We start from the raw sequence: 26,234 nt of genomic DNA on the forward strand, positions 1-26,234 counted from the left end.
GGTAGAGTCGACTGTTAGTCGACTGCTCTTCCGTGAAGCCCAAGAGCAACCCGCCCTGCGCGCGATAGTCGACTAACAGTCGACTCTACCCAGCCGTCTCTACCCAGCCGAGTCCTGCAGGGGCGCGCCCTAGTCCATGGGTTTGCCTGCCGTATCCACCCGCACGATCACCGACATGCCGGGCCGCAGCCGCGCCGCCAGTGCCTGACCCGGATCGATCGAGATCCGCACCGGCAGCCGCTGCACCACCTTGGTGAAGTTGCCGCTGGCATTGTCCGGGCGCAACACGCTGAACTCCGACCCGGTGGCGGGCGCGATCTCTTCGACACGGCCCTTCAGCACCTGCCCCTGGAACGCGTCCACCGAGAACGTGGCCGGCTGGCCGATCGCCATCCCCCAGGTCTGGCCTTCCTTGTAGTTGGCCACCACCCACAGCGTGTCAGGTACCAGGAACAGCAGCTGCGAGCCGGCCGCGACGTACTGGCCCACGCGTACGCTGGCTTCACTGATCTGGCCGTCGCGCGGTGCGTGGATCACCGTATTGGCCAGATCGATGCGGGCCAGCTCCAGCTGCGCCTGCGCGCTTTCCACCTGGGCCTCCAGGCTTTTGCGCGCGACCTGGGTCGACACCAGCGTTTCCTCGGCGATGCGGATCTGCGCCTGCGACTGCTGCACGCTGGCCTGCGCCGAGGCCTGGCTGGTGCGGAACTTGTCGCGGTCATTGATCGACACGAGTTGCTGTGCGGCCAGTTCCTCGTAGCGCTTCAGCTCGTTGCGCGAGCGCTGCAGTTCGGCCTGGCCGGCCGAGAGCGTGGCGCGCGCCGAGGCGATCTGCGCACGGTTCTGCGCCTGCGACTGGTCGGAGTTGGCCAGCGCCGCACGCGCGCTGTCCAGCGTTGCCTGCGCCTGGGCGACACGCTGCGCATAGATGCGGTCATCGATGCGCAGCAGCGGCTCGCCTTCCTTCACGTGCTGGAAGTCCTTCACCAGCACCTCAGTCACATAGCCGTTCACCTGCGGCGCCATCACCGTGATCTGGCCGCGCACATAGGCGTTGTCGGTCACCATCACGCTGCTGGTGAACGGCCACAGGTGCCAGGCACGCAGGATCAGCGCAATGCCCAGCAGGGCGACAATCACCATCACCGCCACGCTGCGCGCGCTGGGCTTGAGGTACTTCGGCGCGACCGCGGGTTCTACCGGCGTGGACGCGGGCGCCGCGTCGGTGGGCGGCGGCGGGGTGACGTTGTCGGCGTCGTCGGGTCGGGGCGGCACGGGAGGCATGGGGGGACTCAACGGGATGCGGCCGGCGTGGCCGCGGTGGACACGGGCGGGTGGCGCTTGCGCCATTGCTTCAGTACGGCGGTACGCAGCGACAGCAGCAGCAACCAGCACAGGAAACCGATCGCCAGCCAGCCGCTCAGGGTGAACACATCGTTGAAGCCACGCACGTTGGCTTCTCGGCGCGTGGTCTGTGCCAGCTGCGCGCTGCCCTGTGCGCTGCGCAGGACCGGGTCGGTGATCTGGGCGCTGTACAGCTGCTGCTGGAGACGCAGGCGTTGCGCTACCACCGGATCGGCCGGATCGAGCTGGCTGGTCAGCGCGCTGGAATACAGTTGCTCGCGATGCAGCTGGAAGGTGCCCAGCACCGCCGAGCCGGCCAGGCCGCCCAGCGTCTGCGTGATCGACAGCGTCACCAGGAAGGTGATCATGTGGTCCACGCCCTGTTTCAGCGCAGCAGAGATGCCAAGCATGATCAGGGGCCCCATGAACATGCCCGCACCGACCGAGGCCAGGAACTGGCTGGCGTAGAAGTCGTGCGGCCGATCCATGCTGGTGCGGTGCTGGTCGAAGAACGCGGCGGCGCCCAGCAGCAGGATCGCCATCAGCAGCTGGGCGATCAGCCGCTTCGGGCCGAAGGTAAGCGAGGCACCGGCGATTCCGGTGATCACCCCGGCCAGGATCACCACGAACAGCGGCCGCATCTGGTCCGGTCCCATGCCCAGCGTGCGCATCAGGTTGACCACGCCGTAGGACTGCTCGGTGGTCAGGAAGCGGATCAGGAAGGCGCCGACGATGAAATGCAGCACCGGCAGCGTCGACAGCCAGCGGATCTGCAGCAGTGGGTTACGCCGGTAGTGCTCGATGATCAAGGCGGTGGTGGACAGCACGATCGAAGTGATCAGCGCCCAGCCCAGCCACGCTGTATTGAGCCACCAGCGCGTGTAGCCCTGCGCCAGCACGATCACCAGCAGGGCGACGGCCGGGGCGAGCAGCGCGAACGTGAGGAAGTCCAGTGGCTCGAACGCCTTCACCTGGATGCCCGGCGGCAGCTTCAGCACTACCACTGCGGCGAAGGCGCACAGGGCCAGGCCGGCCTCGAACGAGTACAGTTGGTGCCACTGGCCGGTATCGACCAGGCCCGGGGAGACGATCCAGGCGATCGGCACCGCCAGCTGGGAAAGGCCGACGCCGACCACCAGCAGATTGCCGGTGAAGCGCCGCGGCAGCGCCTGCAGCATGTACAGCGTGCCCAAGGTCGAACAGGCCGCGCCGGCGAAGCCGCTGGCGGCTCGGGTCAGCATCGTGGTCTCGAAGCTGCCGACGAACAGGTGCAGGACCGCCAACGCCGCGTACAGGCCCAGCCCGATTTCGGCGAACAGGCGGATGCCGTATTGCTGGCGGAACTTGAAGGCCAACAGGTTGGCGGTGACATTCACCATCGCATAGGCCGCTACCAGCCAGCTGCCCTGGGTCGGGGTCAGCGCCAGCTGGCCCTGCAGGAACGGCAGGTTGGCGGTAACCAGCGCATTGCCGAGGCCGCCGGTGATCGCCACCAGCAACGATACCAGCGCATAGGCCGCGCGCCGGTACGGCGGGTGCCAGGGCATCGACGCCGAGCCGGGCATGGTCGGCTTCTCATGTTCCTCCCAATCCGGAACCGGCTTCAGATACGGCTGGACCATCAACGGGCCTCGCTGGCAGCTCCCTGGAGACCCCCACGCAGCAGCTGCAGGGCGCGCCCGGCCAACTGGGCGCGCTCGTCGCGGGTCTTGCCGCGCAGGGCCGCACCCAGCATGCCCGAGATCAGTGAAATATCCGTCTTTTCCAGGTCGGCACGGCACAGTCCGGCGGCCTTGGCGCGCGCGATCGGTTCCTCCAGCAGGTCGCGCACGGTCTCGCGCGCAGCGCGCATGGACGGCACGTCCGAATCGACCGCGCGCCAGTAATCGGCCAGCGCCGGCGAATCGATGATGCGCTGGGCCATGCCCTCGAATACCTCGAACAGGGCGTCGTCGCGGTCACCGAGCTGTTCGACCTGGCGCCGGATGCGGTCGACCGTACGCTGCAGCAGCGCCTGGATCAGCGCGGTGCGGTCGGGGAAGTTGCGGTACAGGGTGGCGCGGCCCACCTGGGCGCGTTCGACCACCAGATCCAGCGGGGCGGTGACGCCATGTTGGCCGAAGACATGATCGGCGGCGTCGAGGATGAGGGCACGGCGGGCAGCAGCATCGGCACGTTGGGCAGTCATGGGTATATTTTCGGACATTAGTGTCCGGTTGGCGAGACATTGAGTGACGGGATTGTCCGCTTGTTGTCGTACGCACATCTTTGTGACGGATACGTGATGGTGAGAATCTGAACGAAAGCGGGGCCCGAAGGCCCCCCGCTGGAGTTGCTGTAGATCCACGCCATGCGTGGATGAAAAGGCTTGGCGCCGGAACGGATGCGGCTAGCCGGTGGCTGATCCGCTCATCTGGCCTTCTTCCTGCTCTTGATGAAATCAATGAACCCCTTCTCATGGCCCTCAAAGGCACGTCTGCCGTACTTGCGGTGCTGCGGTTCGAACAGCGCGTAGGCTGCATCAAGGTTTCCCGATTCGAACTCAATCGTTGCAAGGAGCTCGTCCATGTACTCGCTTGAGGCTTCTCCTTGTCCATAAGTGTCTCTGGCGACCGTCGCCCACGCTCTGGCCTTCTCAAACTGGGCGGTATCGCGATAGAAAACTGCTATTCCATACGATGAACTCTGGGCGTGGTCATAGGATGACTTGGGCTCTGGAATCATGTCCCAGCTTTCAAGGAAGCGATGCTCTGCCTCCGCGATGTCGCCGGCCAGCCAAGCGGTTCTCCCGCGTTTGGCGATTGCAAGGAAGCGTTCTTCCAGTTCGGCATCGAGACTCAGGGCCGTGCAAATGTTTCCGCTCAGTTTGTCTATTGGATTGACACCGGGCTGAGTCTAGCCGCGTAGCAGATGGTGATGCGTCGGTAGTGCGCCGCTTCCACCAGTTCATGCCATATGCGACAAAGAAAAGGGGGCCTTTCGGCCCCCTCAGGTAATGTTCCGGCGGCGTAAGCCGATCAGAAGAACGCGCGGATGCCGAATGCGACGCCACGGCCCGGCAGCGGCGAGTAGTCGCGCAGCAGCGAGGTGTGCGGACGGACTTCGCGGTTGGTCAGGTTGCTGCCATCCAGGAACACCTCGTAGCTGTTGCTGGCGTTGCGGTCCCAGCGGTAGGCCAGGTGGGCGTCGACCAGGGTGTAGCCATCGCTCGGCTCCTCGTTCTGCGCCACGTCCTTCTGGCGGCTGTAGCGCACCGCACCGACCGAGGCGCGCCAGCCGTCCTTCGACCAGCGCAGGTCGGCGCCGACGCGGGCCGGGGCGATGCGCGGCAGGTAGCCGGTGTTGGCCAGTTCCACGTTGTAATTGTGGTTGTGGTCGCCGTGCGGCACGGCGATGTCGAGGTTGCGGCTGCCGCTGCCATCCAGCTTGGCTTTCACGTAGTCACCGAACAGGCGCAGATCCCAGTCACCGGCGCCACCCTCGAACAGGTGCACCAGCGCTTCGGCCTCGGCACCGCGGAACACCGCGTCCTGCTGGGTCCAGGCGCGGACCGGCAGGCCTTCGGTAACACCGGTGTCGGCCAGGTAGATGAAGTCCTTGAACCTGGTCTGGTAGACCGACGCGGAGAAGTCCAGGCGCTCACTGTGAGTGTGGATACCCAGTTCCACGCGCTGGCCGCGCTCGGTCTTCAGGTTGGCGTCGCCGATCTCCAGCGAACGGGTGGCGATGTGGGCGCCGGCGGCATACAGCTCCTCGTTGGTGGGTGCACGCTCGGAGCTGTCCACGCCGATACGCAGGTCAACGGCGTCGTTGAGCTTCCAGATGCCGGCGGCAGACAGGTTGGTGGCGCCGAACGTGCGGCGCCGGTAATCACCGGTCGGGTCCAGCTTGACCTGGTCGTGGCGGCCGCCCAGTTCAAGCTTGAACGGTCCGAACTGCTTTTCCTGCAGCACGAACAGGCCGATGTTCTTCGTGCCTGTATCCGGAACGAACGCCTCTTCGCCCTTGGCACCGAAATCACTGTTGCCGAACTGCAGGCCGAAGGCACCGTCCCAGCCACCGATCTGCTGCTGCACCGCTTCCAGGCGCGCTTCGATGCCACGGTTGGTGAAGCGGGTCGACGGCGTGCCGGCCTCCAGCTCCACGTGCTCGTAGTCGGTATAGGCCACGCGTGCGTTGATGTTCTTCAGGAACGAGACCGGGTCATAGATGCCGGCCTTGGTCTCGAAGCGGTTCTGCACCATGTCGATGCGCACGTCATGCTCGTCGCCGCCTTCCTCTTCGTCGCCATGGTCGTGGCCGTGGTCATGGCCGTGATCGTCGCCATCGGCGTGCACGTGTGCGCCGTTGGGAATGCCGTAGTTGGTGCGGTAGGTGCTGGCCGACACGCCGAAGTAGCCGCCTTCGCCCAGCCAGGTCGCACCGACGCCACCGGCACGGGTGCGGATCGAGCTGTTGTCGAGGCGGCCGCGACGCGGCTCTTCGCCTTCCTCGCCCGCGTGGTCATGGTCGTGGTCGTCATGGTGGTCTTCCAGGCTGTCGATCACCGCGTAGCCAGGGATACGGTAGTCGTCGCCATTGCGCACCAGGCCGTCCACATGAAGCACGACATTGCCGCTGACGCCATCGAGGCGGAACATGCCGCTGCGCTCATTGTTCACCGAATTGCCGCGCAGTTCGGCGCGGCCGCTGAGCGGCCGCTCCGGCAGCTCCCGTGCGATGCGGCCATCGACCACGTTGACCGCACCACCGATGGCACCGCTGCCGAACAACAGCGTGGCGGGGCCCTTCAGCACTTCGATCTGGTCGGCCAGGAACGGCTCGATGCTGGTGGCATGGTCGGCACTGACGGTGGATGCATCCATGTTGCCCATGCCGTTGGACAGCACGGCCACGCGCGGGCCTTCCTGGCCGCGGATGATCGGGCGGCCGACGCCGGGCCCGAAGAAGGTGCTCTGTACGCCGGGCAGCTTGGCCACGGTATCGCCGAGGGTGCCGGCCTTCTGCTCGTCCAGGCGCTCACCGGCCAGAACCTCCACCGGGCGGGCCAGCGATTCGGCATCGCCCTGCAGTGGCGACGCGGTGACCTGCACCGACGACAGTTCAGTCAGGTGGCGGTCACGATGGGAATCGTCTTCGCTGGCGGCGAAGGCAACGGTCGGAAGCAGGGCGGCGAGGGCCAGGGCCAGGGAATGCGGCTTGAGCCGTGGGGTGTGGGCAGGCATGGATCGGTCCTTTGTTACACTGTATCAATCGCAGGGCGCACGAATCCCGCCGATGGGAGAGGGGGAGGGGAAACCGTGCGGTTCGGGAAGGGATGTTATATTATTCCATAACGATTCGCCGACCCTGCTGGAAGTCATGTCCCTGTCCTCACGCCTGCGCCATCTGCTCGACCGTTTCGGCGCTACCGGTTCGATGCTGTGCGCGGTGCACTGCGCGGTGATTCCCGTACTGCTGGCGGCGGCGCCTTCGCTGGGCCTGTCGTTCTGGCTGGGCGATGGCGTGGAGCAGGCGCTGGTGGTGTTCGTGACCCTGCTCGGGCTGTTCAGCCTGGTATGGGGCTACCGCCGCCACGGCGCGCTGCGCGCGCTGGGCTTCCTGATTCCCGGCCTGGTCGCGTTGTGGGCCGGTGTGCTGTACGACCCGCTGCACCACAACGCCGTGCCGCATGCGGTGGTGATGACCATCGGCGGCCTGCTGGTGGGGGTGGCCCACCTGGTCAATCTTCGCCTCAACCACGGCCACGTGCACGACGCCAGCTGCGCGCACTAGGCGCTCCGTGATAGGATTTTCGATCGTGCGCGGGGGCGCCCAGCAAGGCGGCCCCGCCGAACCCGTGTCAGTACGGGGTAACCAGATTTCACACTTGAGGAGTTGAAGACATGGGTAAGGGTGACCGCAAGACCGCCAAGGGCAAGCGCTACAACGCCAGCTACGGCAACGCCCGTTCGCACACCGCGAGCAAGGTCGCCGTAGGCGCCGCCGCCCCGGTTGCCAAGAAGACCGTGGCCAAGGCTCCGGCGAAGAAGGCTGTGGCGAAGAAGGCCGTCGCCAAGGCCTGATCCGGCCGACCGACCGGTCCAAAGAAAAACGCGGCGCCTGGCGCCGCGTTTTTTTTATGCACGTTCTTGTAGAGCCGAGCCCATCCTCGGCGCAATGCAGCCGAGCGTGGGCTCGGCTCTACAATCGGATCAGCGCAGGGTCTTCTTCAGCGTTTCCGGATTTCCGTCGTTCGGCGCGGCCGGCACCTGCAGCAGGTGCGCCAGCAGCGGGTAGACGTCGACATTGTCGAAGCCATCGATCACCAAACCCTGTCGGAATGACGGGCCGCTGGCCACGAACACGGCACGCATGGAGGGCAGGGCATTGTCGTAGCCATGCGAGCCGCGATCCTGATGGTCGCGTTTGGCGATTTTCTCCTGATGCAGGGCATCCCAGCCTTCATCCATGACACAGACGATGGCCGGAACCCGCGGATGCGTGCCATAGTGCCAGCGTGCCGGCAGGTTCTCCTTCTTCCAGCATTCGTAGTGCGCGTGGCGTCCGAGCAGGGCGCGTTCGGCTTCCGCTTCGCGGCCGGCGACCGGCGCAAAACCCACCGACTGGCCCTGGCTGATATTGCGTGCAATGGCCGGGTCGGCCATCGACTCGGTGGAGATCACCTGGCCGACCGGCACGCTGGCCATGCCATGGTCAGAGACCACGATCACGTTGGTGGTCGCGGCGAGGCCGCGCTGCTGCAGCCCATCGAGCACCCGGCCGACGATCTGGTCGGCGCGCACGATGGCGTCGGCATACTGCTTCGACTCGGGGCCGTAGTTGTGGCCGGCCTTGTCCACGTGTTCCATGTACAGCGTGGTGAGGCGCGGTGCATCAGCATCGGTCTGCGCCAGCCAGTCGAGCACGATGCCGGCCCGCTGTTCCAGCGGTTGCTTGCCGTCGTACACGCGCCACTTGCTGGGGCGCACGCCGCGGATTTCAGACTCACTGCCCGGCCACGCCGTGGTGGCCGAACGTACGCCAGCGTTCTCGGCACTGACCCAGATCGGTTCGCCACCCCACCAGCCGCTGGTGGTGACCGCGTCGCGGTTGCTCAGTTCGAAACGGCCCAGGGTTGCATCGTCCATGCTGTTGTTGACGATGCCGTGGTGGTCCGGACGCAGGCCGGTGACGATGGTGTAGTGGTTGGGGAAGGTCAGCGAGGGATAGGACGGCGTCATCCAGCGTGCACGCACGCCGCCGTCGATCAGTCGCTGCAGGTTCGGGGTCAGGCCGCGGTCGAGCGCGTCGGCACGCAGGCCATCGATGGAGATCAGCAGCAGCTTGGGCGGCGCAGCCGCAGCGACGGGTGTGGGAACGGAGGCGGAAGGGGCGGGCGCGGTGGTGCAGGCGGCCAATGGCAGCAGCAGCGCCAGCGCGCAGGTCAGGCGTACGGAAGTCATCCGCGCATGATAGTGCGAGGTAATGACGCGCCCAAGACACGGCGCACTATTGCGCGCCGTGTCCGCGCATTTTTCCTTATCCCCGCGCCTGTCGGCGCGCCCCCTTCAACAAGAAGGGGGCTTTTCTCCAGATATATTCCTGATGCTTCCATTCACGCACGGCGTGGATCTACCGTGTCGACCAAGGTCGACACCTACCAACAGTTGCGCAGAATGACGTTCGGACAGATCGCCGGAACCTGTCGAAGGCGGGGTGGGTCCGGTTGCGGGGGCGTCCGCGGCATGGATGCCGCGGCCAAGCCCCCATGGACGGGTTGACGGCGTCCCCCGCAGCCGGACCCACCATGCCATGCCTCGGAACGCTGCTGTTGCTTCGGCCGTTGCGGTTGCCTCTGCGAGTGCTGGGCGCAGCCCGGCCAGCCCTCTCAGGCGAACAGCGGGGCCTGGCGTTGTTCCAGCCGCAGCAGCGCCGCCTTGGTTTCCAGGCCGCCGCCGAAACCGGTCAGTGCGCCGTTGCTGCCGATCACGCGGTGGCAGGGCAGGATGATCGGCAGCGGGTTGCGCCCGTTGGCTGCACCGACCGCACGGGTCGCGCTGGGTTGGCCCAGGTGCTGCGCCAGCTGCAGGTAGCTCCAGGTCTGGCCGAACGGAATCAACGCCAGCGCCTGCCACACACGCAGCTGGAACGGCGTGCCGCGTGGTGCCAGCACAAGGTCGAAGCTGCTGCGTTCGCCGTGCAGGAACTGCAGCAGTTGCTCGCGCGCTTCCGGCAGCGCATCCGGTGCGTAGTGCCAGTCATCGCGCCCGCGTGCCGGATGGCGGTTCTCGGGGAAAAGCACATGTGACAGGCCACGTTCGTCACCGGCGATGGTCAACACGCCGATCGGGCTGTCGAAACGGTCGAACAACAGGGTCATGTCGGTTCTCCAACGAACGTGCCGGACAGGTGCCACAGGTGCAGCACCGCGTAGGCGCGCCACGGCCGCCACGGTTGCGAGCGCGCTTCGGTTGCACGTTCGCTCAGGCGCTGGCCCTGCGCGTGGCCGAGCACCTGCTGCAGTACAAGATCGCCGGCCGGGAACGCATCGGGCTGGCCGAGCCCGCGCAGGGCGATGTACTGCGCCGTCCACGGGCCGATGCCGGGCAGCGCGACGCAGCGCGCAACGAATTCCTCCAATGCCTGCCCGGGCGCGAAGTCGAGCTGGCCGCTGGCGCAGGCGGCCGCCAGCGCACGCACGGTGGCGGCGCGGCTGCGCGGCAGGCCGATCGATTCCAGGGGCGCTTCGGCCAGCACCTCGGGCGCCGGGAACTGGCGATCGAATTCCGATGGCATGCCCGGCAGGTGCGCGCCATAGGCGTCGACCAGGCGCCGCGCGAAGGTGGTGGCTGCGGCCACACTGACCTGCTGTCCGAGCACGGCGCGTACGCCCACCTCGAAGCCATCCCAGCCGCCGGGTACGCGCAGCCCGGGGCGTTCGGCGATACCGCGCGCCAGCAAGGGTTCTTCGCTCAGCGCGGCGTGCACCTGCTGCAGGTCCGCGTCCAGATCGAATACGCGGCGCACGCGGCGCACGATGTCCGGAATCAGACGCGGATCGACCGCGCCCAGCTGCAGGCGCAACTCCGGGCGCTTCGGGTCGGCGGTGACCCGCAGCAGGGTGGGGCGTTCGGGCGTGCCCAGCACACGCTGGTAGCTGTCTTCGCCGATCAGTTCGATGCCAGGCAGGCTGCGTTTGCGCAGGAAGGCCAGCATGCGCGGGAAGTCCAGCGGCGGGCGATACACCAGGCGCAGCACCAGGCCGCCGTCATCGGCGGCCAGCGGCTGGTGCTGGCGACGCAGCGCCGTCGGTGCCATGCCGCAACCCTGCAGGAAGGCGGTGTTGAAGCGGCGCAGGCTGTTGTAGCCGGCGGCCAGCGCAACGTCGGTCACCGGCAGCGTGGTCTCGGTCAGCAGTTGCTTGGCCAGCAGCAGGCGATGGGTGGCGTGGATCTGCGCCGGCGTCGCGCCCAGGTGTTCAACGAACAGGCGCTGCAGCTGGCGCGCGCTCAGGCCGATCTTCTGCGCGAGGTCCGCGACGGGCTGCTCCTGAAGGAAGCCGCCATGGATCAGGGCGAGTGCGCGCTGCACGGTCTGCCCGGCCAATGCCTGCTGGGCCTGCGGTGCCAGTTCAGGACGGCAGCGCAGGCACGGGCGGTAGCCGGCAGCTGCGGCCGCAGCGGCGGTGGGGTAGTAGGTGATGTTGCGCGGCTTCGGTGGCGGTGCCGGGCACACCGGGCGGCAGTAGATGCCGGTACTGCGCACGGCGGTGAAGAACACGCCGTCGAAGCGCGCGTCGCGGGCCAGGCGGGCACGGTCGCAGGCGGCGGTGTCGAGGGCGAGGGCGGTATCCATGGCGCCAGTCTAGGCGTGTGCGGCTGGAGATACTCGCCACATTCGGACATGGATGCTGAAGAGGATTGGGCAGGGCTGCGCCCTGCACCCGCAGAGGCAACAGCAACAGCAGGCTTCCTGCGGGAGGGCGGGGTGGGGCCGGTGGCAGGGGGCGCTGCAAGTACGTCCCTGTAGCTCGGTCGCGCCATCCATGGCGCTCACGCCCCTGCCACCGGACCCACCCCGCCTTCGACAGTTTCCCGCGGCCTGCCGGAACGGCATCCCGCTCTGGGTGTCGACCTTGGTCGACACGGTAGATCCACGCCATGCGTGGATGGAGTGGTGCAAGACGTTGTAATGAAAAGGTTGGAGCCAGAGGGTCAGAAGGGGTTCAGTGCCACGCGCTGAACGGGTGCCCCGGACGGGTAGACTGTGGCTCCTGCTCACGTGAAGACTGGTTGCCCGATGTCCGCCAAACGCCGCTGGTTGCCCCTGTTGTGCCTGGCCCTGGCGGGCTGCAGCCAGCTGGAAAATCCGGGCAATGTGACTGCTGCCGACAAGGCGGCGCGGGCACCGGCCAGCGATGGCGAGAACATGGTGTCGATCAATGCGGCCGATGCACCGCCACCGCCAGCGCCGCCGCGCAGCCAGGCGGATCGGCCGTGGCCGCAGGCGCAGCTTGAGAATGGCCGTGCCTGGGTCAGCTGCAGCACGGAATATGCTGGCGATGCCGGCGACGGTGTCGAGCTGGAAGGCCTGCAGCGCGAGCAGATCACTCAGGCGCTGGCGCCGTGCGCCGAGCGCGGCCTGATGCGCGTGCGTTACGCCGGCAAGATCAATCCGGGCTTCGCCGAGATGATGTGGCGGTTGGCGGTGGTCGCCGACCAGCAGAAGATCCACAAGCGCATCCTCGATCTGGATTCCAGCGGCGGCCAGGTGGAATCGGCGATCGTTGCCGGTGACAGCATCGGTGAATCCAGCTGGACCATCTGGGTGCGCGAAGGCTCGATCTGCCACAGCGCCTGCGTGTTCGTGCTGGCCGCCGGTGACAACCGCCTGCTGTCGGGCAAGGTCGGCATCCACCGCATGATGCGGATCAGCTCCAAGGCCACCTCGCGCGCGGAACTCAACCGCGAGCTGCACGAGGTCTACGACAACGTGAAGGACTATCTGCAGCGCAATGGCGTGGCGGTGGGCGTGGCCGATCTGATGATGACCGTGCCCAACCGCAGCCTGCGCCTGCTGACTCCGGACGAGCTGCGCCAGTACGGCCTGGATGGGACCAATGCGGTGCAGGATGATCTGGAACGGATCAAGCAGATGCGTGCCTGCGGCGATGATTTCGTGCAGCGCAAGGACGCGTTCCTGGTCGCCTTCGACCAGCAATGCAAGCGCGAAGGCGCCGACATGGAGTCGATCAACAGCTGCGGCCAGGCGTTGAAACAGCGCTTCGGCTTTCCCGACGCGGTGTGCCCGGACGAAAGCCCGCTGTCGGAGATCGATGTGGCGACGCTGCCCCCGGCACCGCCGGAACCGCCGATGGCCGAGCAGGCAGCCGACGATGCAGGCAAGTCTGCGGCGCAGGCCGATGCGGCGGCGGTGGAAGGCAACGCCCACGCGCGCTGACGAACCGCTCACCGCGCTGGCGTAGACTGCGGTCCTTTCCTCGAGAACCGGCGGTGTCCATGAAGCGCGCGCTCCTGCTGCTGTCCCTGCTGCCCCTGACTGCGTTGGCGCAGGCACCTGCGCCGGCCACGCCGGCACCGGCACCCGCGCGCCCGGCCCCGGCATCGCCGGCGGCTGCGAAACCGGCCACCGCCGGCGCTCCGGCATTGACCGCCGCGCAGCAGGCCCAGGTGCAGAAGCAGGATGCCGAAATGGGCGCGGCTGCGTTGAAGGCGGCGCAGCTGGTCGATGCCAACCGCGCCGGCGAACTGTGGGATGGCGCTTCGGCCGTCGCCCGTCGTGCGGTGCCGAAGGCCGCCTTCGTCAGCCAGCTGACCACCGAGCGTGCGCGCCTGGGTGCGTTGGCCGGGCGTGGCCAGCCCACCATCACCCGGGTCAAGTACAGCGCCGGTGCTGCGGTGCCGGAAGGGCTGTACATCAACGTCAGCTTCCCGACCCGTTTCGCCAACAGCGCGCAGCCGGTGCGCGAGCTGGTCTCGTTCCGTTTCGACGAAGACCAGGTGTGGCGCCTGGCCGGTTACAGCCTGCGTGCGTCGGCACCCTGAGGAGATGATCGATGGCAACTGAACTGGCAATGCTGGCCTGGTCGATCGTGCTCGGCTTCGTGTACATCTTCGCCACCTCCACCGTGGTCACCCGCGAGCGCGGGATGAAGTGGAATGCCTCGGCACGCGATGGCGATGCAAAGCCGCTCAGCCCGCTGGCCGGCCGCCTGCAGCGGGCCCAGGCCAACTTCCTGGAAACCTTCCCGTTCTTCGCCGCCGCCGCCATTGCAGTAGTCGTGTCCGGTCGCGGCAACGGCACCACGGCGCTGGCTGCGCAGGCCTACTTCTGGGCGCGTGTGGGCTATCTGCCCCTGTACGCGGCCGGCGTGCCCTACCTGCGCAGCCTGGTGTGGCTGGTGTCGCTGCTGTCGATCCTGGCGCTGGTGTTCGCGTTGTTGTGACCCGCGCCTGATCCAGATCAAGGCCGGTCAGGCGCGCGGCGCTATGCTGGCCCGGACTGAATCAACGGCAGGAGACGCGCATGCGCAGGATGGACGTGGTGGTGGTCGGCGCCGGACCGGCGGGCCTGTGCTTCGCTCGGGCGCTGGCCGGCAGTGGCCTGCAGGTCGGGCTGGTCGAAGTTCAACCGCGCCAGGCGCTGGCCGAGGCCGCCTTCGATGGCCGCGAGATCGCGTTGACCCATGCCTCGCGGCAGAGCATGGAGCAGCTGGGGCTGTGGCAGCGCCTGCCGCCGGCCGAAGTCGCTGAACTGCGAGATGCCAAGGTGATGAACGGCGGTTCGCCGTTCGCGCTGACCTTCGCCAGCAGCCAGGTCGACGGCCAGCCGCTGGGCTGGCTGGTGCCCAACCATCTGATCCGCCGCGCTGCATGGGATGCCGTGCAGGACCAGGATGGTCTGGACCTGTTCGACGGGCGCAAGGTGCAGCGCGTCCAGGCCGATGCGCAGGGCCACGTGGTCAGACTCGATGACGGCAGCCAACTGCACGCCCGCCTGCTGGTCGCGGCTGACAGCCGCTTCTCCGCCACCCGCCGCATGCTTGGCATCGGTGCGCAGATGCGCGACTTCGGCAAGTCGATGCTGGTGTGCCGCATGCAGGTCGAGCGCGACCATCACCACACGGCCTGGGAATGGTTCGGTTACGGCCGCACCATGGCGCTGCTGCCGCTCAACGAGGGCCAGGCATCGGCGGTGATCACGCTGCCGCCGCGGCAGATCGAAGAACTGCTGGCGATGGATGAGGTGGCCTTCGGCGATGCCATCAGTGCGTGCTTTGAACATCGCCTGGGCCGCATGCAGCCGGTGGCGACGCCGCAGGCGTACCCGCTGGTGGGTGTGTACGCGCACCGTTTCGTCGGCGAGCGTTCTGCGCTGATCGGCGATGCCGCAGTCGGCATGCATCCGGTCACCGCGCATGGCTTCAACCTGGGCCTGGCCAGCGCACAGCGGCTGGCGCAGGGCATCGTCGCGCAGCAGCGTCGCGGTGCCGACATTGCTGCCGCCGGCATGCTGACCAGCTACCAGCGGGGCCATCGGCTGGCGTCGCGGCCGCTGTACGAAGCCACCAATGCGATCGCCAGCCTGTACACCGACGACCGTCGCCCGGCGCGCCTGCTGCGTGCGGCTGGCCTGCGCCTGGCGCAGGGCGTGGCACCGTTCAGGCAGCTGATCGCCTCGCACCTGACCCAGCGCGTGGCCTGAACGGCTTCAGATCAGCCGGCAGCCAGCACTCGGATCTGGCTGCCGGAAAATTCGACCACCTGGCCCGCGCGGATCTTGCAGGCCTTGCGCAGCTCGATTTCGCCATCGACCCGCACCTGGCCTTCACTGATGACCATCTTGGCCTCGCCGCCGCTGGTGACCAGGTCGGCCAGCTTGAGCAGCTGCTTGAGTTCGACGTAGTCACCGTCGAGGTCGAATTCGAGAGTCTGCATGGAGCGGGTTCCTGGGAAGAGGGCGCAGGCCAGCGGCCGGGCCGGGAAGCGGGCGCGTATTGTGCGCCAGCACGGGCTCGACGGCACGCGCACGGAAAGCTGTACGCCTCGTTCAGGATCAATGCGGTATCATCCCGCTCTGAGCGAGTGAAATCTCCTCCGACCGAGCAGCGCCAGGGCACGCGATAAGAAGGGCGCCCAAAGCGCGGACCATCCCTTTTTTATCGCACTGCCAGGAAGACGGCAGTGCCTTCGGAGTTCCCCATGTCCCAAGATTCCCAAGCGCCGCTGCAGTTCGCGCAGCTCGGCCTGTCCGAGCCCGTGATGCAGGCGGTCACCGCCATCGGCTACGAAACCCCGTCGCCGATCCAGGCCGCCACCATCCCGGCGATGCTGGAAGGCCGCGACGTGCTGGGCCAGGCCCAGACCGGTACCGGCAAGACCGCTGCGTTCGCACTGCCGGTACTGTCCAACATCGACCTGCAGCAGATCAAGCCGCAGGCCCTGATCCTGGCGCCGACCCGCGAACTGGCCATCCAGGTCGCCGAGGCATTCCAGTCCTACTCGTCGAAGATCCCGGGCTTCCGCGTGTTGCCGGTGTACGGCGGCCAGCCTTACGGGCAGCAGCTGTCGGCGCTGCGCCGTGGCGTGCATGTCGTGGTCGGTACCCCCGGTCGCGTGATCGACCACCTGGACCGCAGCACCCTGGACCTGTCCGAGCTGAAGACCCTGGTGCTGGACGAAGCCGATGAAATGCTGCGCATGGGCTTCATCGACGACGTCGAAGCGGTGCTGAAGAAGCTGCCGGAGCAGCGCCAGGTGGCCCTGTTCTCGGCCACCATGCCGCCGCAGATCCGCCGCATCGCGCAGACCTACCTGCAGGATCCGGTGGAAGTGACCATTGCGGCCAAGACCACCACCTCGGCCAACATCCGCCAGCGTTACTGGTGGGTGAGCGGCATGCACAAGCTGGATGCGCTGACCCGCATCCTGGAAGTCGAGCCGTTCGACGCGATGATCATCTTCGCGCGCACCAAGGCCGGCACCGAAGAACTGGCCAGCAAGCTGCAGGCCCGTGGCCTGGCCGCTGCCGCCATCAACGGCGACATGCAGCAGGCCCAGCGTGAGCGCACCATCGCCATGCTGAAGGAAGGCAAGCTGGACATCCTGGTTGCCACCGACGTGGCTGCGCGCGGCCTGGACGTGGAGCGCATCAGCCACGTGCTGAACTACGACATCCCGTACGACACCGAAAGCTACGTGCACCGCATCGGCCGTACCGGTCGTGCCGGCCGCAGCGGCGAGGCGATCCTGTTCGCGACCCCGCGCGAGAAGGGCATGCTGCGCCAGATCGAGCGCGCCACCCGCCAGCCGATCGAAGAGATGCAGCTGCCGAGCGTGGAAGCGGTCAACGACACCCGCATCAACAAGTTCACCTCGCGCATCAGCGAAACCCTGGGTGCCGGTGGCCTGGACTTCTACCGCCAGCTGCTGGAGCGCTTCGAGAACGAGCAGAACGTGCCGGCCATCGAGATCGCCGCCGCGCTGGCCAGGATGCTGCAGGGTGACACCCCGTTCCTGCTGCAGCCGCCGGTGCGTGCCCCGCGTGAAGAGCGCACCCCGCGCGAGCGTTTCGACCGTGGCGACCGTCCGGAGCGTGGCGATCGCTTCGACCGCAACGAGCGCGGTCCGCGCTTCGAGCGTGGCCCGCGTCGCGACGACGCCGAAGGTGGTTTCGAGCAGCGTCCGCGCCGTGAGGTTCCGCCGCGTGGTGCACCGGAGCAGGGCATGGAGACCTACCGCATTTCGGTGGGCCATCAGCATGGCGTGAAGCCGGCCAACATCGTCGGCGCCATTGCCAACGAAGCGGGCCTGGAAAGCCGCTTCATCGGCCGCATCGACATCCACGACGACTTCTCGCTGCTGGACCTGCCGGCACAGATGCCGCCGGACGTGCTGTCGCACCTGCAGAAGGTGTGGGTGTCCGGCCAGCAGCTGCAGATGCGTGCGCTGGCTCCGGGTGAAGACACCAACCCGGCCCCGCGTCCGTTCAAGCCGCGCTTCGACAAGCGTGGCCCGGGCGGCCCGGGTGGCCCGCGTCGTGGTGGCCCGGGTGGTCCGGGTGGCCATGGTGGCGACCGCGGCGGTGACCGCGACAGCCGCCCGCCGCGTCGTGACGGCTTCAAGCCGCGCGGCCCGCGCAGCTTCTAAGCCGCACCCGCAGCCGTCCATAACGACGCCAGCCCCCGGGCTGGCGTACAGGAAAAGGGGACGGAGGGGATTAAGTCGTAAATGGCAGGCCATGCGCTTATGCCGAAAACGACTTAATCCCCTCCGTCCCCTTTTTCGCATGGCCCACACATTGCCGGTCATAGGCTGGGCCGGTTCCAAGGCAGGTTGTCACCGCAGCACATTCGGGGGGATCCGGGATGGGTAGAAGTGGCACGGACCAGCAGAGCCGGCGGGTGCCGATGACCCGTGGGCTGGGATTGCGCTTTGCGTTGTTGACGGGCATGGCGATCGGGCTGGTCGCATTGTCCGCGTTGATCCAGGAACTGCAGGCGGCTTCGACGGCCTGGATCGCCGGGCAGGGTTACTGGTCACGCGGGCAGCAGGATGCCACTGCTGCGCTGAGCCGCTACCTGGCGCGCGGCCATGCCCAGGACCTGGAGGACGCGCGCCAGGCCCTGCGGATTCCGTTGGGAGATCTGCAGGCCCGGTTGGCGCTGGAACAGGCGGTACCGGACGAGGAGAAGGCCCGGCAGGGCTTCCTGCAGGGTGGCAACGCACATGCCGATATCCCGCGTCTGGTGTTCTCGTTCCGCTATGCACGCGACATCGGCGCCTTCCGCGAAGCAACCGCGTTGTGGCGGCAGACCGACGATGACCTGTTGGCGGTGCAGCGGCTGGTCGCCGAGCTGCAGTCGGCGCACGCCGAAGGCACGCTGCCAGTGGCCGACCGCGACCGTTACCTGCAACAGCTGCGCGATCTGGACCGGCGGCTGCAGGTGCAGGCGCAGTCGTTTTCCCGAGCGTTGCTGCGCATGGCCACGATGGTGCGGATCGCCACGCTCGTGGTTGGTGGGCTGTCGGTGCTTGCGATCAGCCTGATGGCGGTGGCCCTCGCGCGCCGCGTCGGCAAGGACCTGACCGAACATGAAAGCCGCTTCCGCGCCGCCTTCTATCAGGCCAATGTCGGCATGCTCAAGCTCGACACCGAAGGCAAGGTGATCGAAGCCAACCAGGCGATGGCCGATATCCTCGACTACCGGCGCGACGTGCTGCTGCAGATGTCGTTGGGCGATCTGCTGATGGACGGCGAGCTTGTCATCGATGGGGTGGGCCGTATCGACTGGGACCGGCAGCTGCGGCCGAGCGAACTGCGCTTCCGCCGTCGCGATGGCAGCCTGGTCTGGGGCCGCTGGAGCGGCACCGGCGTGCGCAGCGCCGCCGGTGGCCTGTCGGTGTTCGCGATCATCGAGGACGTCAGCCAGAACCATGCACTGGCGCGCGAGATCGAGCACCACGCCAGCCATGACCCGCTGACCGGCCTGATCAACCGCCGCGAGATCGAACGGCTGCTGGAACGCGCGCTGTTGCAGGTGCGCAGCGAAGGCGGCACGCACGCGCTGTGCTATATCAACCTGGACCATTTCAAGCTGGTCAACGACAGCTTCGGCCACGCCGCTGGTGACCAGATGCTGCGCGCCTTCGCCGAGTACCTGGTGGCGGCGGTGCGTGATGGTGACTGGGTCGGCCGGCTGGGTGCGGACGAGTTCGCGGTGTTCCTCGCCCATGCCGGGCAGGACGAGGCCAAGCGCGTGCTGCAGCGGGTGATCCGCAACCTGGGCCAGGCCACGTTTCCGATCAGCGAGGGCAGCCCGCAGCTGAGCTGCAGCATCGGCGTGGTCGAGGTCAGTGCAGACGCGCCGGACGTGAACTGGTTGATGAGTGCCGCCGACAGCGCCTGCTATGCCGCCAAGCAGGCCGGGCGCAACCGCGTGCACTGCTTCAATGAGAACCGCATGGCGCTGGAGGAGCGGCGGCAGGAGGCCGAGCGCCTGCAGGGCGTCAGCCTGGCGATGGCCGAGAATCGCATGCTGCTGTATGCACAGCGCATCGCCCGCGTGGGGGATCCGTCCTACCTGCACTACGAGGTGCTGGTGCGCATGCGTGGCACCGATGGCAGCCTGCATCTGCCCGGCCAGTTCATGCCGGCGGTGGAGCGCTATGGCATGGCGGTGGCGCTGGACCGGCACGTGCTCGGGCTGCTGTTCCGCCACCTGCAGGTGTGCCCGGCGCACGTGCGCCAGCTGGGCCTGTGCAACGTCAACGTGTCCGCGCAGTCGATCGCCGAGCCGGGATTCCTCGCCTTCGTCTGCGACCTGCTCGAGCGCAACCGCGCGCTGGCCTCCAAGCTGTGCTTCGAGATCACCGAGACTGCGGCGATCAGCAACCTCAGCCAGGCCCGCGCCTTCATCGATGCGGTGAAGGCACGGGGGTGCCGGATGGCGCTGGATGACTTCGGCTCCGGCCTGTCTTCCTTCGGCTACCTGCGCCAGTTGCCGGCGGACATCCTGAAGATCGACGGCGCCTTCGTGCGCGACATGGATACCGACCCTGTCAGCCACGCCACGGTGCGCGCGATCAGCGAGCTCGGGCGCGAGCTGCAGATGGAAGTGGTGGCCGAGTGGGTGGAGACCGCCGAGGTTGCCGGTGCGCTGACCCGGCTTGGCGTACAGGGGCTGCAGGGCTATGCCATCGAACGGCCGCAGCCGCTGGAGCGGCTGACCCTGGTCGATCTGCGCCCGGTACGGCTGGTCGCGGTGAAGGGGCCGCCGGCGGCTGGCTGAACCGCGGGCGCCGACTTTGGTGTACACATGCGTGGCGTGCCCGGCTGCGATAATGCGCGTCAGGGGCGGCGCGCAGTGGGCGCGGACGTAAGCAGGAACAGGACGTGGCGTGGGCGGCAGGCAGTGGCGGTATGGAACAGGAGCGGTGCTGGCCGTCCTGATGGTGTGGTTGGCGTTGCCGTGGCCGCTTCAGGCTGCAGAGGCCGTGTCGGGCCATGATTATCTCCTGGTCGGCGGCGCTACCGACGAGCCGACGCCGCACCGCGCATGCACGCCGCAGATGCTGTCCGGCGCCCGCCAGCAGGTGCTGGTACCGGCTCCGCCGCAGGGCTGGTCAGGCCAACCGCAGGCGCTGGACGTGTTCAACGTCTTTGCCGGTGAAGTGCGCGTCCAGCATGGTGACCGCGAGATCTGCGGCAACATGCACGACGCGCGCACCCGCGATTCACGTTTCCGGGCTGGCATCGGCCTGGTGGCGGTACCGCCGGCCGGCAGCCATGAGCCGTTCCTGGTCTCCTGGCAGACACCGCTGAAGACACGTTGGGTACCGACCCTGCGGCTGGGCGCGCCCAGCCCGGTGCAGCAGAACGACACCGCCCGCCTGCTGGTGCGCGCGGCCTGCATCGCGGTGGCGATCGCGCTGGCGCTGTCGGCGTTGATGGCCTTCCTGACCACCCGGGACCGCAGTTTCCTGGTCTACATCGCCGGCACCACCGTGATGGTGCTGTGGCAGGCAATCCTCGGCGGGCTCAGCGGCTATCCGGAACCCTGGCTGCCGGTGGGCGAGCACGGCGCATGGTGGCTGCTGGCGCTGACCGCTGCTACCCAGGCACTGGTGCTGCCGGCGCTGTGGCGGCTGAACGGAGGCGATCGCGTGCTGCCTCGATCGCGCCCGGCCCAAGTGGCGGTGTTGTGGGCCCTGATGGCGCTGGCCGTGCTGGTGCCGTGGCTGCGCTGGGAGCATCTGGCCTGGGTCGCGAAGGGCTTGCAGGTGTCCTATCTGTCCGGATGTGGCCTGGCACTGATGGTCGGCGTCTGGGCACGCTGGCGCGGCGACCGTTGGGCGCAGGCGGGTCTGGCCGCGCTGGCACCGATGCTGGTACTGATCATCGCCGATGCCTGTGGTGCGGCGTGGCTGCTGGAATACCGGGTGGAGGCGCTGCAGCTGGCGGTGACCTGGCTGTTGATGATGGCCGCGTATGCGTTGAACCAGCGGCTGGGCCGGCTGCGCCAGCAGCGTGATGAACTTCGCCAGCTGGCCGAGACCGACGGCCTGACCGGGCTTCCCAACCGTCGCGCCGGACTGCAGCAGCTGGCCCGCCACCTTGAGCGGGTCGACCGCGAGCGTGGCCCGCTGGTGATCGGCTTCCTCGACATCGACCTGTTCAAGGACATCAACGACCGCCATGGTCACGCCGTGGGCGACCTGGTGCTGGTGGCGGTGGCGCGTGCCCTGCGCATGGCAGTGCGCAGCCAGGACGAAGTGGTACGGATGGGCGGCGAAGAGTTCCTGCTGCTGATGCCGGGCATGCCGCGCGAGGCCGCTTCGGCGCGACTGGACCGGTTGCGCCAGCGAATCACCGAGGCTGGCCAGGCCCTGCAGGTGCCGGGGCTGGAGGTGACCGCCAGCATCGGCCTGGCGCAGTGGCGACCGGGCGAGGACGATCTGGCCGGGCTGCTGCGGCGGGCCGACCATGCCATGTACGTGGCCAAGCGGGCGGGCCGCAACCGGGTCTTCGACGGCGAGGAGCTCGATCCGCCCGCCCTGGCATGAAGCGCAGCGGGCGGCGATGCCGGATAATGGGCCGATGACCACCCGACTCAACAAACATATCGCCGACACCGGCTTCTGCTCCCGCCGCGAGGCCGATCGCCTGATCGCCGCGCGCCGCGTTACCGTCAACGGCCATCCGGCCGGTACCGGCGCGGTGGTAGGCGAGGAAGACCAGGTGCTGGTCGACGGCCAGCCGCTGCGCGCCCGCGTGGCACGCAAGCCCGGCGCCCGCCGCCACGTCTACATCGCACTGAACAAGCCGGTAGGCGTCACCTGCACGACCGAAACTTCGGTCAAGGGCAACATCGTCGACTTCGTCGGTCACGAACAGCGCATCTTCCCGATCGGCCGCCTGGACAAGGACTCCGAAGGCCTGATCCTGATGACCAGCAATGGCGATATCGTCAACCAGATCCTGCGCGCCGAAAATGGCCACCAGAAGGAATACCTGGTGGCGGTGAACAAGCCGGTCACCGATGAGTTCCTGCGCGGCATGGCGCGCGGCGTGCGCATCCACGACCAGATGACGCTGCCGTGCAAGACCTCGCGCATCGCCAAGTTCGGTTTCCGCATCACCCTGCAGCAGGGCCTGAACCGGCAGATCCGCCTGATGGCTGCCGAGTTCGGCTATCGCGTGACCCAGCTGCGCCGCGTGCGCATCGACAACATCAAGATCGGCGCGCTGAAGCCGGGCCAGTGGCGCAACCTGACCGAGCAGGAGCTGCAGGGCCTGCTGCCGAAGCAGCTGGACTGGTAACGCGCGGTAGTGCCGGCCGCTGGCCGGCTACTCCAGGCATCGAATGCGCGCGGGATGCCGGCCAGCGGCCGGCACTACCCGTTGTGCGGATTACGCGCCGGCATCAGCTAGACTTTGCAGTGACCTGCCGGAAGTGACGCTGCATGATCAAGCCCGACAAGCCTGCCAACGAAGCCCTCCGGCTCGAGGCGCTGTACCGCTACCGGATCCTTGATTCGCAGCGCGAGAAGTCATTCGACGACCTGGTGGCGATCGCCAAGGCGGTCTGCGGTACCTCGATGGCGGCGGTGACCCTGATTGACGTCGAACGGCAATGGTTCAAGTCGATCCAGGGCATCGATGCGGCGGAAAACCTGCGCAGCGAATCGATGTGTGGCCACGCCATCCTGCAGCCGCACGAAATCATGGTGGTCGAGGATGCGTTGCAGGACATCCGCTTCCACGACAACCCGGTGGTGACCGGCGACCCGCACATCCGCTTCTACGCCGGTGCGCCGCTGATCAGTTCCGATGGCCTGCCGCTGGGTACGCTGTGCGTGTTCGATGCACAGCCGCAGCACCTGCCAAGCGACAAGGCCGAGGCGCTGGCCGCGCTGTCGCGGCAGGTGATGCTGGTGATGGAGCTGCGCCGTTTCGCGCTCGACATCCGGAACCACATGCTGGAACGCGATGATTACGAGCGCCTGCTGTCGGAGTACCACGACGTGCTGCTGGCGCAGAACGCCGACCTGGCCGAGCAGAGCCGCACCGATGCGCTGACCGGCCTGCCGAACCGCCGCGCGATGGCGGCGGCGCTGGACGAGGCAGTGGCGGTGACCGGGGATCAGCCCGATGTGGCCTGCGTCGCGCTGCTGGACATCGACCACTTCAAGCACATCAACGATTTCCAGGGCCACGCCACCGGCGACCGGGTGCTGGCCGAGCTGGGCACGCTGCTGCGCTCGCACTTCGCCGGCCGTGGCATGGCCGCGCGCTATGGCGGCGAGGAGTTCGTGGCGGTGATGCCGGCGACCGACCTGCAAACCGCCGAACTTCAGTGCGAGTTCCTGCGCCTGGCCGTTGCTGATCTGCCGCTGGGGTTCCCGGTCACGATCAGTATTGGAGTGGCCCAGCACCAGCCCGGTGAAAGCGTGGATGAGACGCTGGCACGTGCCGACAAGGCGCTGTACCGGGCCAAGGGAAAAGGCCGCAACCGGGTGGAACGGGCGGACTGAAACACGGCGGTTCGCGCGTTGAACGCATGCGACGCGTGGATGATTCGATGCCGCTCCAGTAGATCCACGCCATGCGTGGATGCTCTTCCCGTTTCACTTGGCGTCGCAGCTCCTGCGATCAGAACCGGCCAGCATGACGCCCTGTTTCCCCGGACGCCGCCCATGCTGCAGACCCTGGCCATCGCCCACTATCGTTCGCTGCACGGGCTCGTACTGCCGCTGCAGCAGTTGAATGTGGTGACCGGTGACAACGGCAGTGGCAAGTCCAGCCTGTACCGTGCCCTGCGCCTGCTGGCCGAGACCGCGCAGGGCGGCGTCGCGGCGGTGCTGGCCCGCGAAGGCGGGCTGGGCTCGGCGCTGTGGGCGGGTCCGGAAAAAATGGACCGTCGGGTTGCTGCCGGCGAAATCCCCCTGCAGGGCGGCCCACGCCAGGAATCGGTGGGATTGAAGTTGGGCTTCGCCACTGACGAATTCGGCTACGCCATCGATCTGGGCTACCCGCCGCCCAGTCGATCGGCCTTCGCACTGGACCCGCAGATCAAGGCCGAGGCGATCTGGGCCGGCCCGTTCCTGCGCAGCGCCAACCTGCTGGTTGATCGCCGTGGGGCAATGGTTCGGCAACGCCATGCGCGCGGTTGGGATCTGGTGGATGACAGGTTGTCGCTGTTCGACAGCCTGTTCACCCAGGTCGGCGATCCGCAGCGCCTGCCGGAAACCATCGCCCTGCGCGAGTACATCCGTCGCTGGCGCTTCTACGACCATTTCCGCAGCGACGCCGATGCACCGGCGCGGCAGCCGGCGATGGCCACGCGCACGCCGGTGCTGCATCACGACGGCCGGGATCTGGCCGCGGCCTGGGTCACCATCCTCGAGATCGGTGACCCGGTGGCGTTGGCACGCAGCGTCGACGATGCGTTCCCCGGTGCCACGGTCGGCTTCGAAGAGCTGGACGGTCGACTGGCCCTGCGCTTCCACCAGCTGGGGTTGCTGCGGCCGTTGTCGATGGCCGAACTGTCCGACGGTACGCTGCGCTTCCTGCTGCTGGCTGCTGCGCTGCACACGCCGCGTCCACCGCCGCTGCTGGTGCTCAACGAGCCGGAGACCAGCCTGCATCCGGACCTGCTGCCGGCGCTGGCGCGGCTGATCATCGCAGCCAGTTCGCGCAGCCAGGTATGGGTGGTGTCACACGCCAGCCGCCTGATCGCGGCGCTGGAACAGGCGCCAGGGTGCCATTCGCTGCATCTGTACAAGGAACAGGGCCGCACGCTGTTGAGCGGGCAGGGCCTGCTGGATGCGCCGGCCTGGCATTGGCCGCAGCGTTGATACGGGCGTCCACGCCATGCGTGGATGCATTCAATCGGCGATGTTGCGCGCCTCGGCCGTGCCAAGAATCTCCGGATGCTGCACCGGCTTGCGGCGGTTCAGCAGCGGATGCAGGAACACCGCGCCGACGATGATCGCCACGCCCAGGTAGAACCACGGGGTGACCTCGTGCTGCTCGCGCAGCAGCACCACCGCCAGCACCACCGCATAGACCGGCTCCAGGTTGGTCACCAGTTGCACCGTGTAGGCGCTCAGGTGGCGCAGTGCGACCAGGGCCAGGGCAAACGGCAGCAGCGTGCAGAACCCGGCCAGCACCAGCAGCAGGATGCCGTCGTGCAGGTCCGGGACCACCCACAACGGGCTGGCCAGCGCAGGCAGCAGGTAGGGCATCAGCGGCGCCAGCAGGGTCAGGGTGAGGGTGCCCGCACCCAGCTCCAGCGCGGTGACCGTGAGCGGATCGGCGTGGCTGACCATGCGCTTGTTGAGCGAGCCGAACACCGCCACCAGCAGCGCTGAGATCGCGCCGATCAACACACCCAGGCGCATGCCATCGGGCACGCCACCGACCACCAGCGCAACACCCGGCAGCACCGCCAGGCCGAACGCCAGCTCACGCAGCTGGAACGGCCGCTTGGCCACCCACGGTTCGATGATCGAGGTGAACACCGGCGCCAGTGCGATGCAGGTGGCAGCCACCGAGGCATTGGCCAGCTTCACCGCGCCATAGAAGGTCAGCCAATGCAGGGCGACCAGCGCGCCAACGCCGGCGTAGCCGGCGACCAGCCGCAGGGGCAGGGTGCGCAACCCGCGCCAGACCCGTGGCAGCAGGGCCAGCATCGCCGTCACCAGCAGCATGCGCCACCACACCAGCGGCAGTGCGGGCAGGGTGATCAGCTTGCCGAGGATGGCGGTGATGCCCCACAGCAGGACACAGAAGTGGATCTGCCACAGCGCTTTGCGGGTGTCGGGTGTGCTCATCAGCCTATTGTGAGGCAATCGCGCGGCCGTCGGCGATGACTGTGGCATGCT

Annotated in this window: 22 protein-coding genes; 12 read left to right on the forward strand and 10 right to left on the reverse strand. The window is 67.5% G+C overall.

All coding sequences use genetic code 11. From position 1 onward, the window contains the following. Window positions 1-129 precede the first annotated feature (129 nt). The 5 genes from AC5P9W_RS05355 to AC5P9W_RS05375 form a co-directional block, all read right to left on the reverse strand. Window positions 130-1,284, reverse strand: coding sequence for an HlyD family secretion protein (locus AC5P9W_RS05355; protein ID WP_111101990.1), 1,155 nt, complete (start codon window positions 1,282-1,284; stop codon window positions 130-132). A gap of 8 nt (window positions 1,285-1,292) precedes the next feature. Further along, window positions 1,293-2,966 (reverse strand): MFS transporter, encoded by a 1,674-nt coding sequence (locus tag AC5P9W_RS05360; protein ID WP_111101991.1) that lies wholly within the window; start codon window positions 2,964-2,966, stop codon window positions 1,293-1,295. Then, window positions 2,966-3,532, reverse strand: a complete 567-nt coding sequence (locus AC5P9W_RS05365; protein WP_019659167.1) for a TetR/AcrR family transcriptional regulator — start codon at window positions 3,530-3,532, stop codon at window positions 2,966-2,968. The genes AC5P9W_RS05360 and AC5P9W_RS05365 overlap by 1 nt, the downstream gene beginning before the upstream one ends. 221 nt (window positions 3,533-3,753) lie before the next feature. Next, window positions 3,754-4,068 (reverse strand): hypothetical protein, encoded by a 315-nt coding sequence (locus AC5P9W_RS05370; protein WP_155029186.1) that lies wholly within the window; start codon window positions 4,066-4,068, stop codon window positions 3,754-3,756. A gap of 293 nt (window positions 4,069-4,361) precedes the next feature. Beyond that, window positions 4,362-6,569 (reverse strand): TonB-dependent receptor, encoded by a 2,208-nt coding sequence (locus tag AC5P9W_RS05375; RefSeq protein ID WP_021202516.1) that lies wholly within the window; start codon window positions 6,567-6,569, stop codon window positions 4,362-4,364. Window positions 6,570-6,705: 136 nt separating this feature from the next. Here AC5P9W_RS05375 and AC5P9W_RS05380 point away from each other — a divergent pair, with 136 nt between their 5' ends. Together AC5P9W_RS05380 and AC5P9W_RS05385 are read left to right on the forward strand one after the other, a co-directional pair. Then, complete coding sequence (locus AC5P9W_RS05380) at window positions 6,706-7,119, forward strand: MerC domain-containing protein (protein ID WP_021202517.1); 414 nt, start codon at window positions 6,706-6,708, stop codon at window positions 7,117-7,119. A 110-nt stretch (window positions 7,120-7,229) separates the two neighbouring features. Further along, a complete protein-coding gene (locus tag AC5P9W_RS05385) occupies window positions 7,230-7,409 on the forward strand; it encodes a 30S ribosomal protein THX (RefSeq protein ID WP_004150462.1) in 180 nt (59 codons plus the stop codon). A gap of 129 nt (window positions 7,410-7,538) precedes the next feature. On the opposite strand, the gene AC5P9W_RS05390 is transcribed toward AC5P9W_RS05385, so the two are convergent. The 3 genes from AC5P9W_RS05390 to AC5P9W_RS05400 all read right to left on the reverse strand — a co-directional run bounded on the left by AC5P9W_RS05390 (window position 7,539) and on the right by AC5P9W_RS05400 (window position 11,181). Further along, window positions 7,539-8,789 (reverse strand): alkaline phosphatase family protein, encoded by a 1,251-nt coding sequence (locus AC5P9W_RS05390; protein WP_495218930.1) that lies wholly within the window; start codon window positions 8,787-8,789, stop codon window positions 7,539-7,541. A 425-nt stretch (window positions 8,790-9,214) separates the two neighbouring features. Continuing rightward, a complete protein-coding gene (locus tag AC5P9W_RS05395) occupies window positions 9,215-9,706 on the reverse strand; it encodes a methylated-DNA--[protein]-cysteine S-methyltransferase (protein WP_021202265.1) in 492 nt (163 codons plus the stop codon). Next, window positions 9,703-11,181 (reverse strand): DNA-3-methyladenine glycosylase 2, encoded by a 1,479-nt coding sequence (locus AC5P9W_RS05400; protein WP_019659161.1) that lies wholly within the window; start codon window positions 11,179-11,181, stop codon window positions 9,703-9,705. The genes AC5P9W_RS05395 and AC5P9W_RS05400 overlap by 4 nt, the downstream gene beginning before the upstream one ends. 444 nt (window positions 11,182-11,625) lie before the next feature. Between AC5P9W_RS05400 and AC5P9W_RS05405 the strand changes: the two genes are divergently transcribed. From AC5P9W_RS05405 to ubiM, 4 genes are all read left to right on the forward strand, one after another. Beyond that, complete coding sequence (locus AC5P9W_RS05405; RefSeq protein WP_206621635.1) at window positions 11,626-12,786, forward strand: COG3904 family protein; 1,161 nt, start codon at window positions 11,626-11,628, stop codon at window positions 12,784-12,786. Window positions 12,787-12,845: 59 nt separating this feature from the next. After that, a complete protein-coding gene (locus AC5P9W_RS05410; RefSeq protein WP_019659159.1) occupies window positions 12,846-13,391 on the forward strand; it encodes a DUF4019 domain-containing protein in 546 nt (181 codons plus the stop codon). A gap of 11 nt (window positions 13,392-13,402) precedes the next feature. Continuing rightward, window positions 13,403-13,792 (forward strand): MAPEG family protein, encoded by a 390-nt coding sequence (locus AC5P9W_RS05415; protein ID WP_206621634.1) that lies wholly within the window; start codon window positions 13,403-13,405, stop codon window positions 13,790-13,792. An 80-nt stretch (window positions 13,793-13,872) separates the two neighbouring features. Further along, window positions 13,873-15,051 carry a 5-demethoxyubiquinol-8 5-hydroxylase UbiM gene (gene ubiM / locus AC5P9W_RS05420; RefSeq protein ID WP_021203643.1) on the forward strand — a complete coding sequence of 393 codons (1,179 nt, stop codon included), beginning with the start codon at window positions 13,873-13,875 and terminating at the stop codon, window positions 15,049-15,051. A gap of 11 nt (window positions 15,052-15,062) precedes the next feature. On the opposite strand, the gene AC5P9W_RS05425 is transcribed toward ubiM, so the two are convergent. Beyond that, window positions 15,063-15,284 carry an RNA-binding S4 domain-containing protein gene (locus tag AC5P9W_RS05425; protein ID WP_197575667.1) on the reverse strand — a complete coding sequence of 74 codons (222 nt, stop codon included), beginning with the start codon at window positions 15,282-15,284 and terminating at the stop codon, window positions 15,063-15,065. Window positions 15,285-15,548: 264 nt separating this feature from the next. Here AC5P9W_RS05425 and AC5P9W_RS05430 point away from each other — a divergent pair, with 264 nt between their 5' ends. The 6 genes from AC5P9W_RS05430 (at window position 15,549) to AC5P9W_RS05455 (ending at window position 25,205) form a co-directional block, all read left to right on the forward strand. Continuing rightward, the gene (locus AC5P9W_RS05430; RefSeq protein ID WP_197575666.1) at window positions 15,549-17,495 is read left to right on the forward strand and encodes a DEAD/DEAH box helicase; all 1,947 of its coding nucleotides are present in this window, start codon (window positions 15,549-15,551) and stop codon (window positions 17,493-17,495) included. A 218-nt stretch (window positions 17,496-17,713) separates the two neighbouring features. Beyond that, on the forward strand, window positions 17,714-20,137 hold the full coding sequence (locus AC5P9W_RS05435) for a putative bifunctional diguanylate cyclase/phosphodiesterase (protein ID WP_111101996.1): 2,424 nt from the start codon (window positions 17,714-17,716) through the stop codon (window positions 20,135-20,137). Window positions 20,138-20,246: 109 nt separating this feature from the next. Next, on the forward strand, window positions 20,247-21,911 hold the full coding sequence (locus AC5P9W_RS05440; protein WP_188250084.1) for a sensor domain-containing diguanylate cyclase: 1,665 nt from the start codon (window positions 20,247-20,249) through the stop codon (window positions 21,909-21,911). 34 nt (window positions 21,912-21,945) lie between these two features. Then, window positions 21,946-22,668: a pseudouridine synthase gene (locus tag AC5P9W_RS05445; RefSeq protein WP_019659152.1), complete on the forward strand. Its 723-nt coding sequence runs from the start codon at window positions 21,946-21,948 to the stop codon at window positions 22,666-22,668. A 143-nt stretch (window positions 22,669-22,811) separates the two neighbouring features. Beyond that, on the forward strand, window positions 22,812-23,882 hold the full coding sequence (locus AC5P9W_RS05450; protein ID WP_021203647.1) for a sensor domain-containing diguanylate cyclase: 1,071 nt from the start codon (window positions 22,812-22,814) through the stop codon (window positions 23,880-23,882). Between the two features lie 162 nt (window positions 23,883-24,044). Then, on the forward strand, window positions 24,045-25,205 hold the full coding sequence (locus AC5P9W_RS05455) for an AAA family ATPase (RefSeq protein ID WP_227854131.1): 1,161 nt from the start codon (window positions 24,045-24,047) through the stop codon (window positions 25,203-25,205). A 30-nt stretch (window positions 25,206-25,235) separates the two neighbouring features. Here AC5P9W_RS05455 and AC5P9W_RS05460 read toward each other — a convergent pair whose 3' ends face one another. Next, a complete protein-coding gene (locus tag AC5P9W_RS05460) occupies window positions 25,236-26,183 on the reverse strand; it encodes a DMT family transporter (RefSeq protein WP_021203649.1) in 948 nt (315 codons plus the stop codon). Window positions 26,184-26,234 lie beyond the last annotated feature (51 nt).

Source organism: Stenotrophomonas sp. YJH_SMC_33 (genome assembly GCF_059372295.1).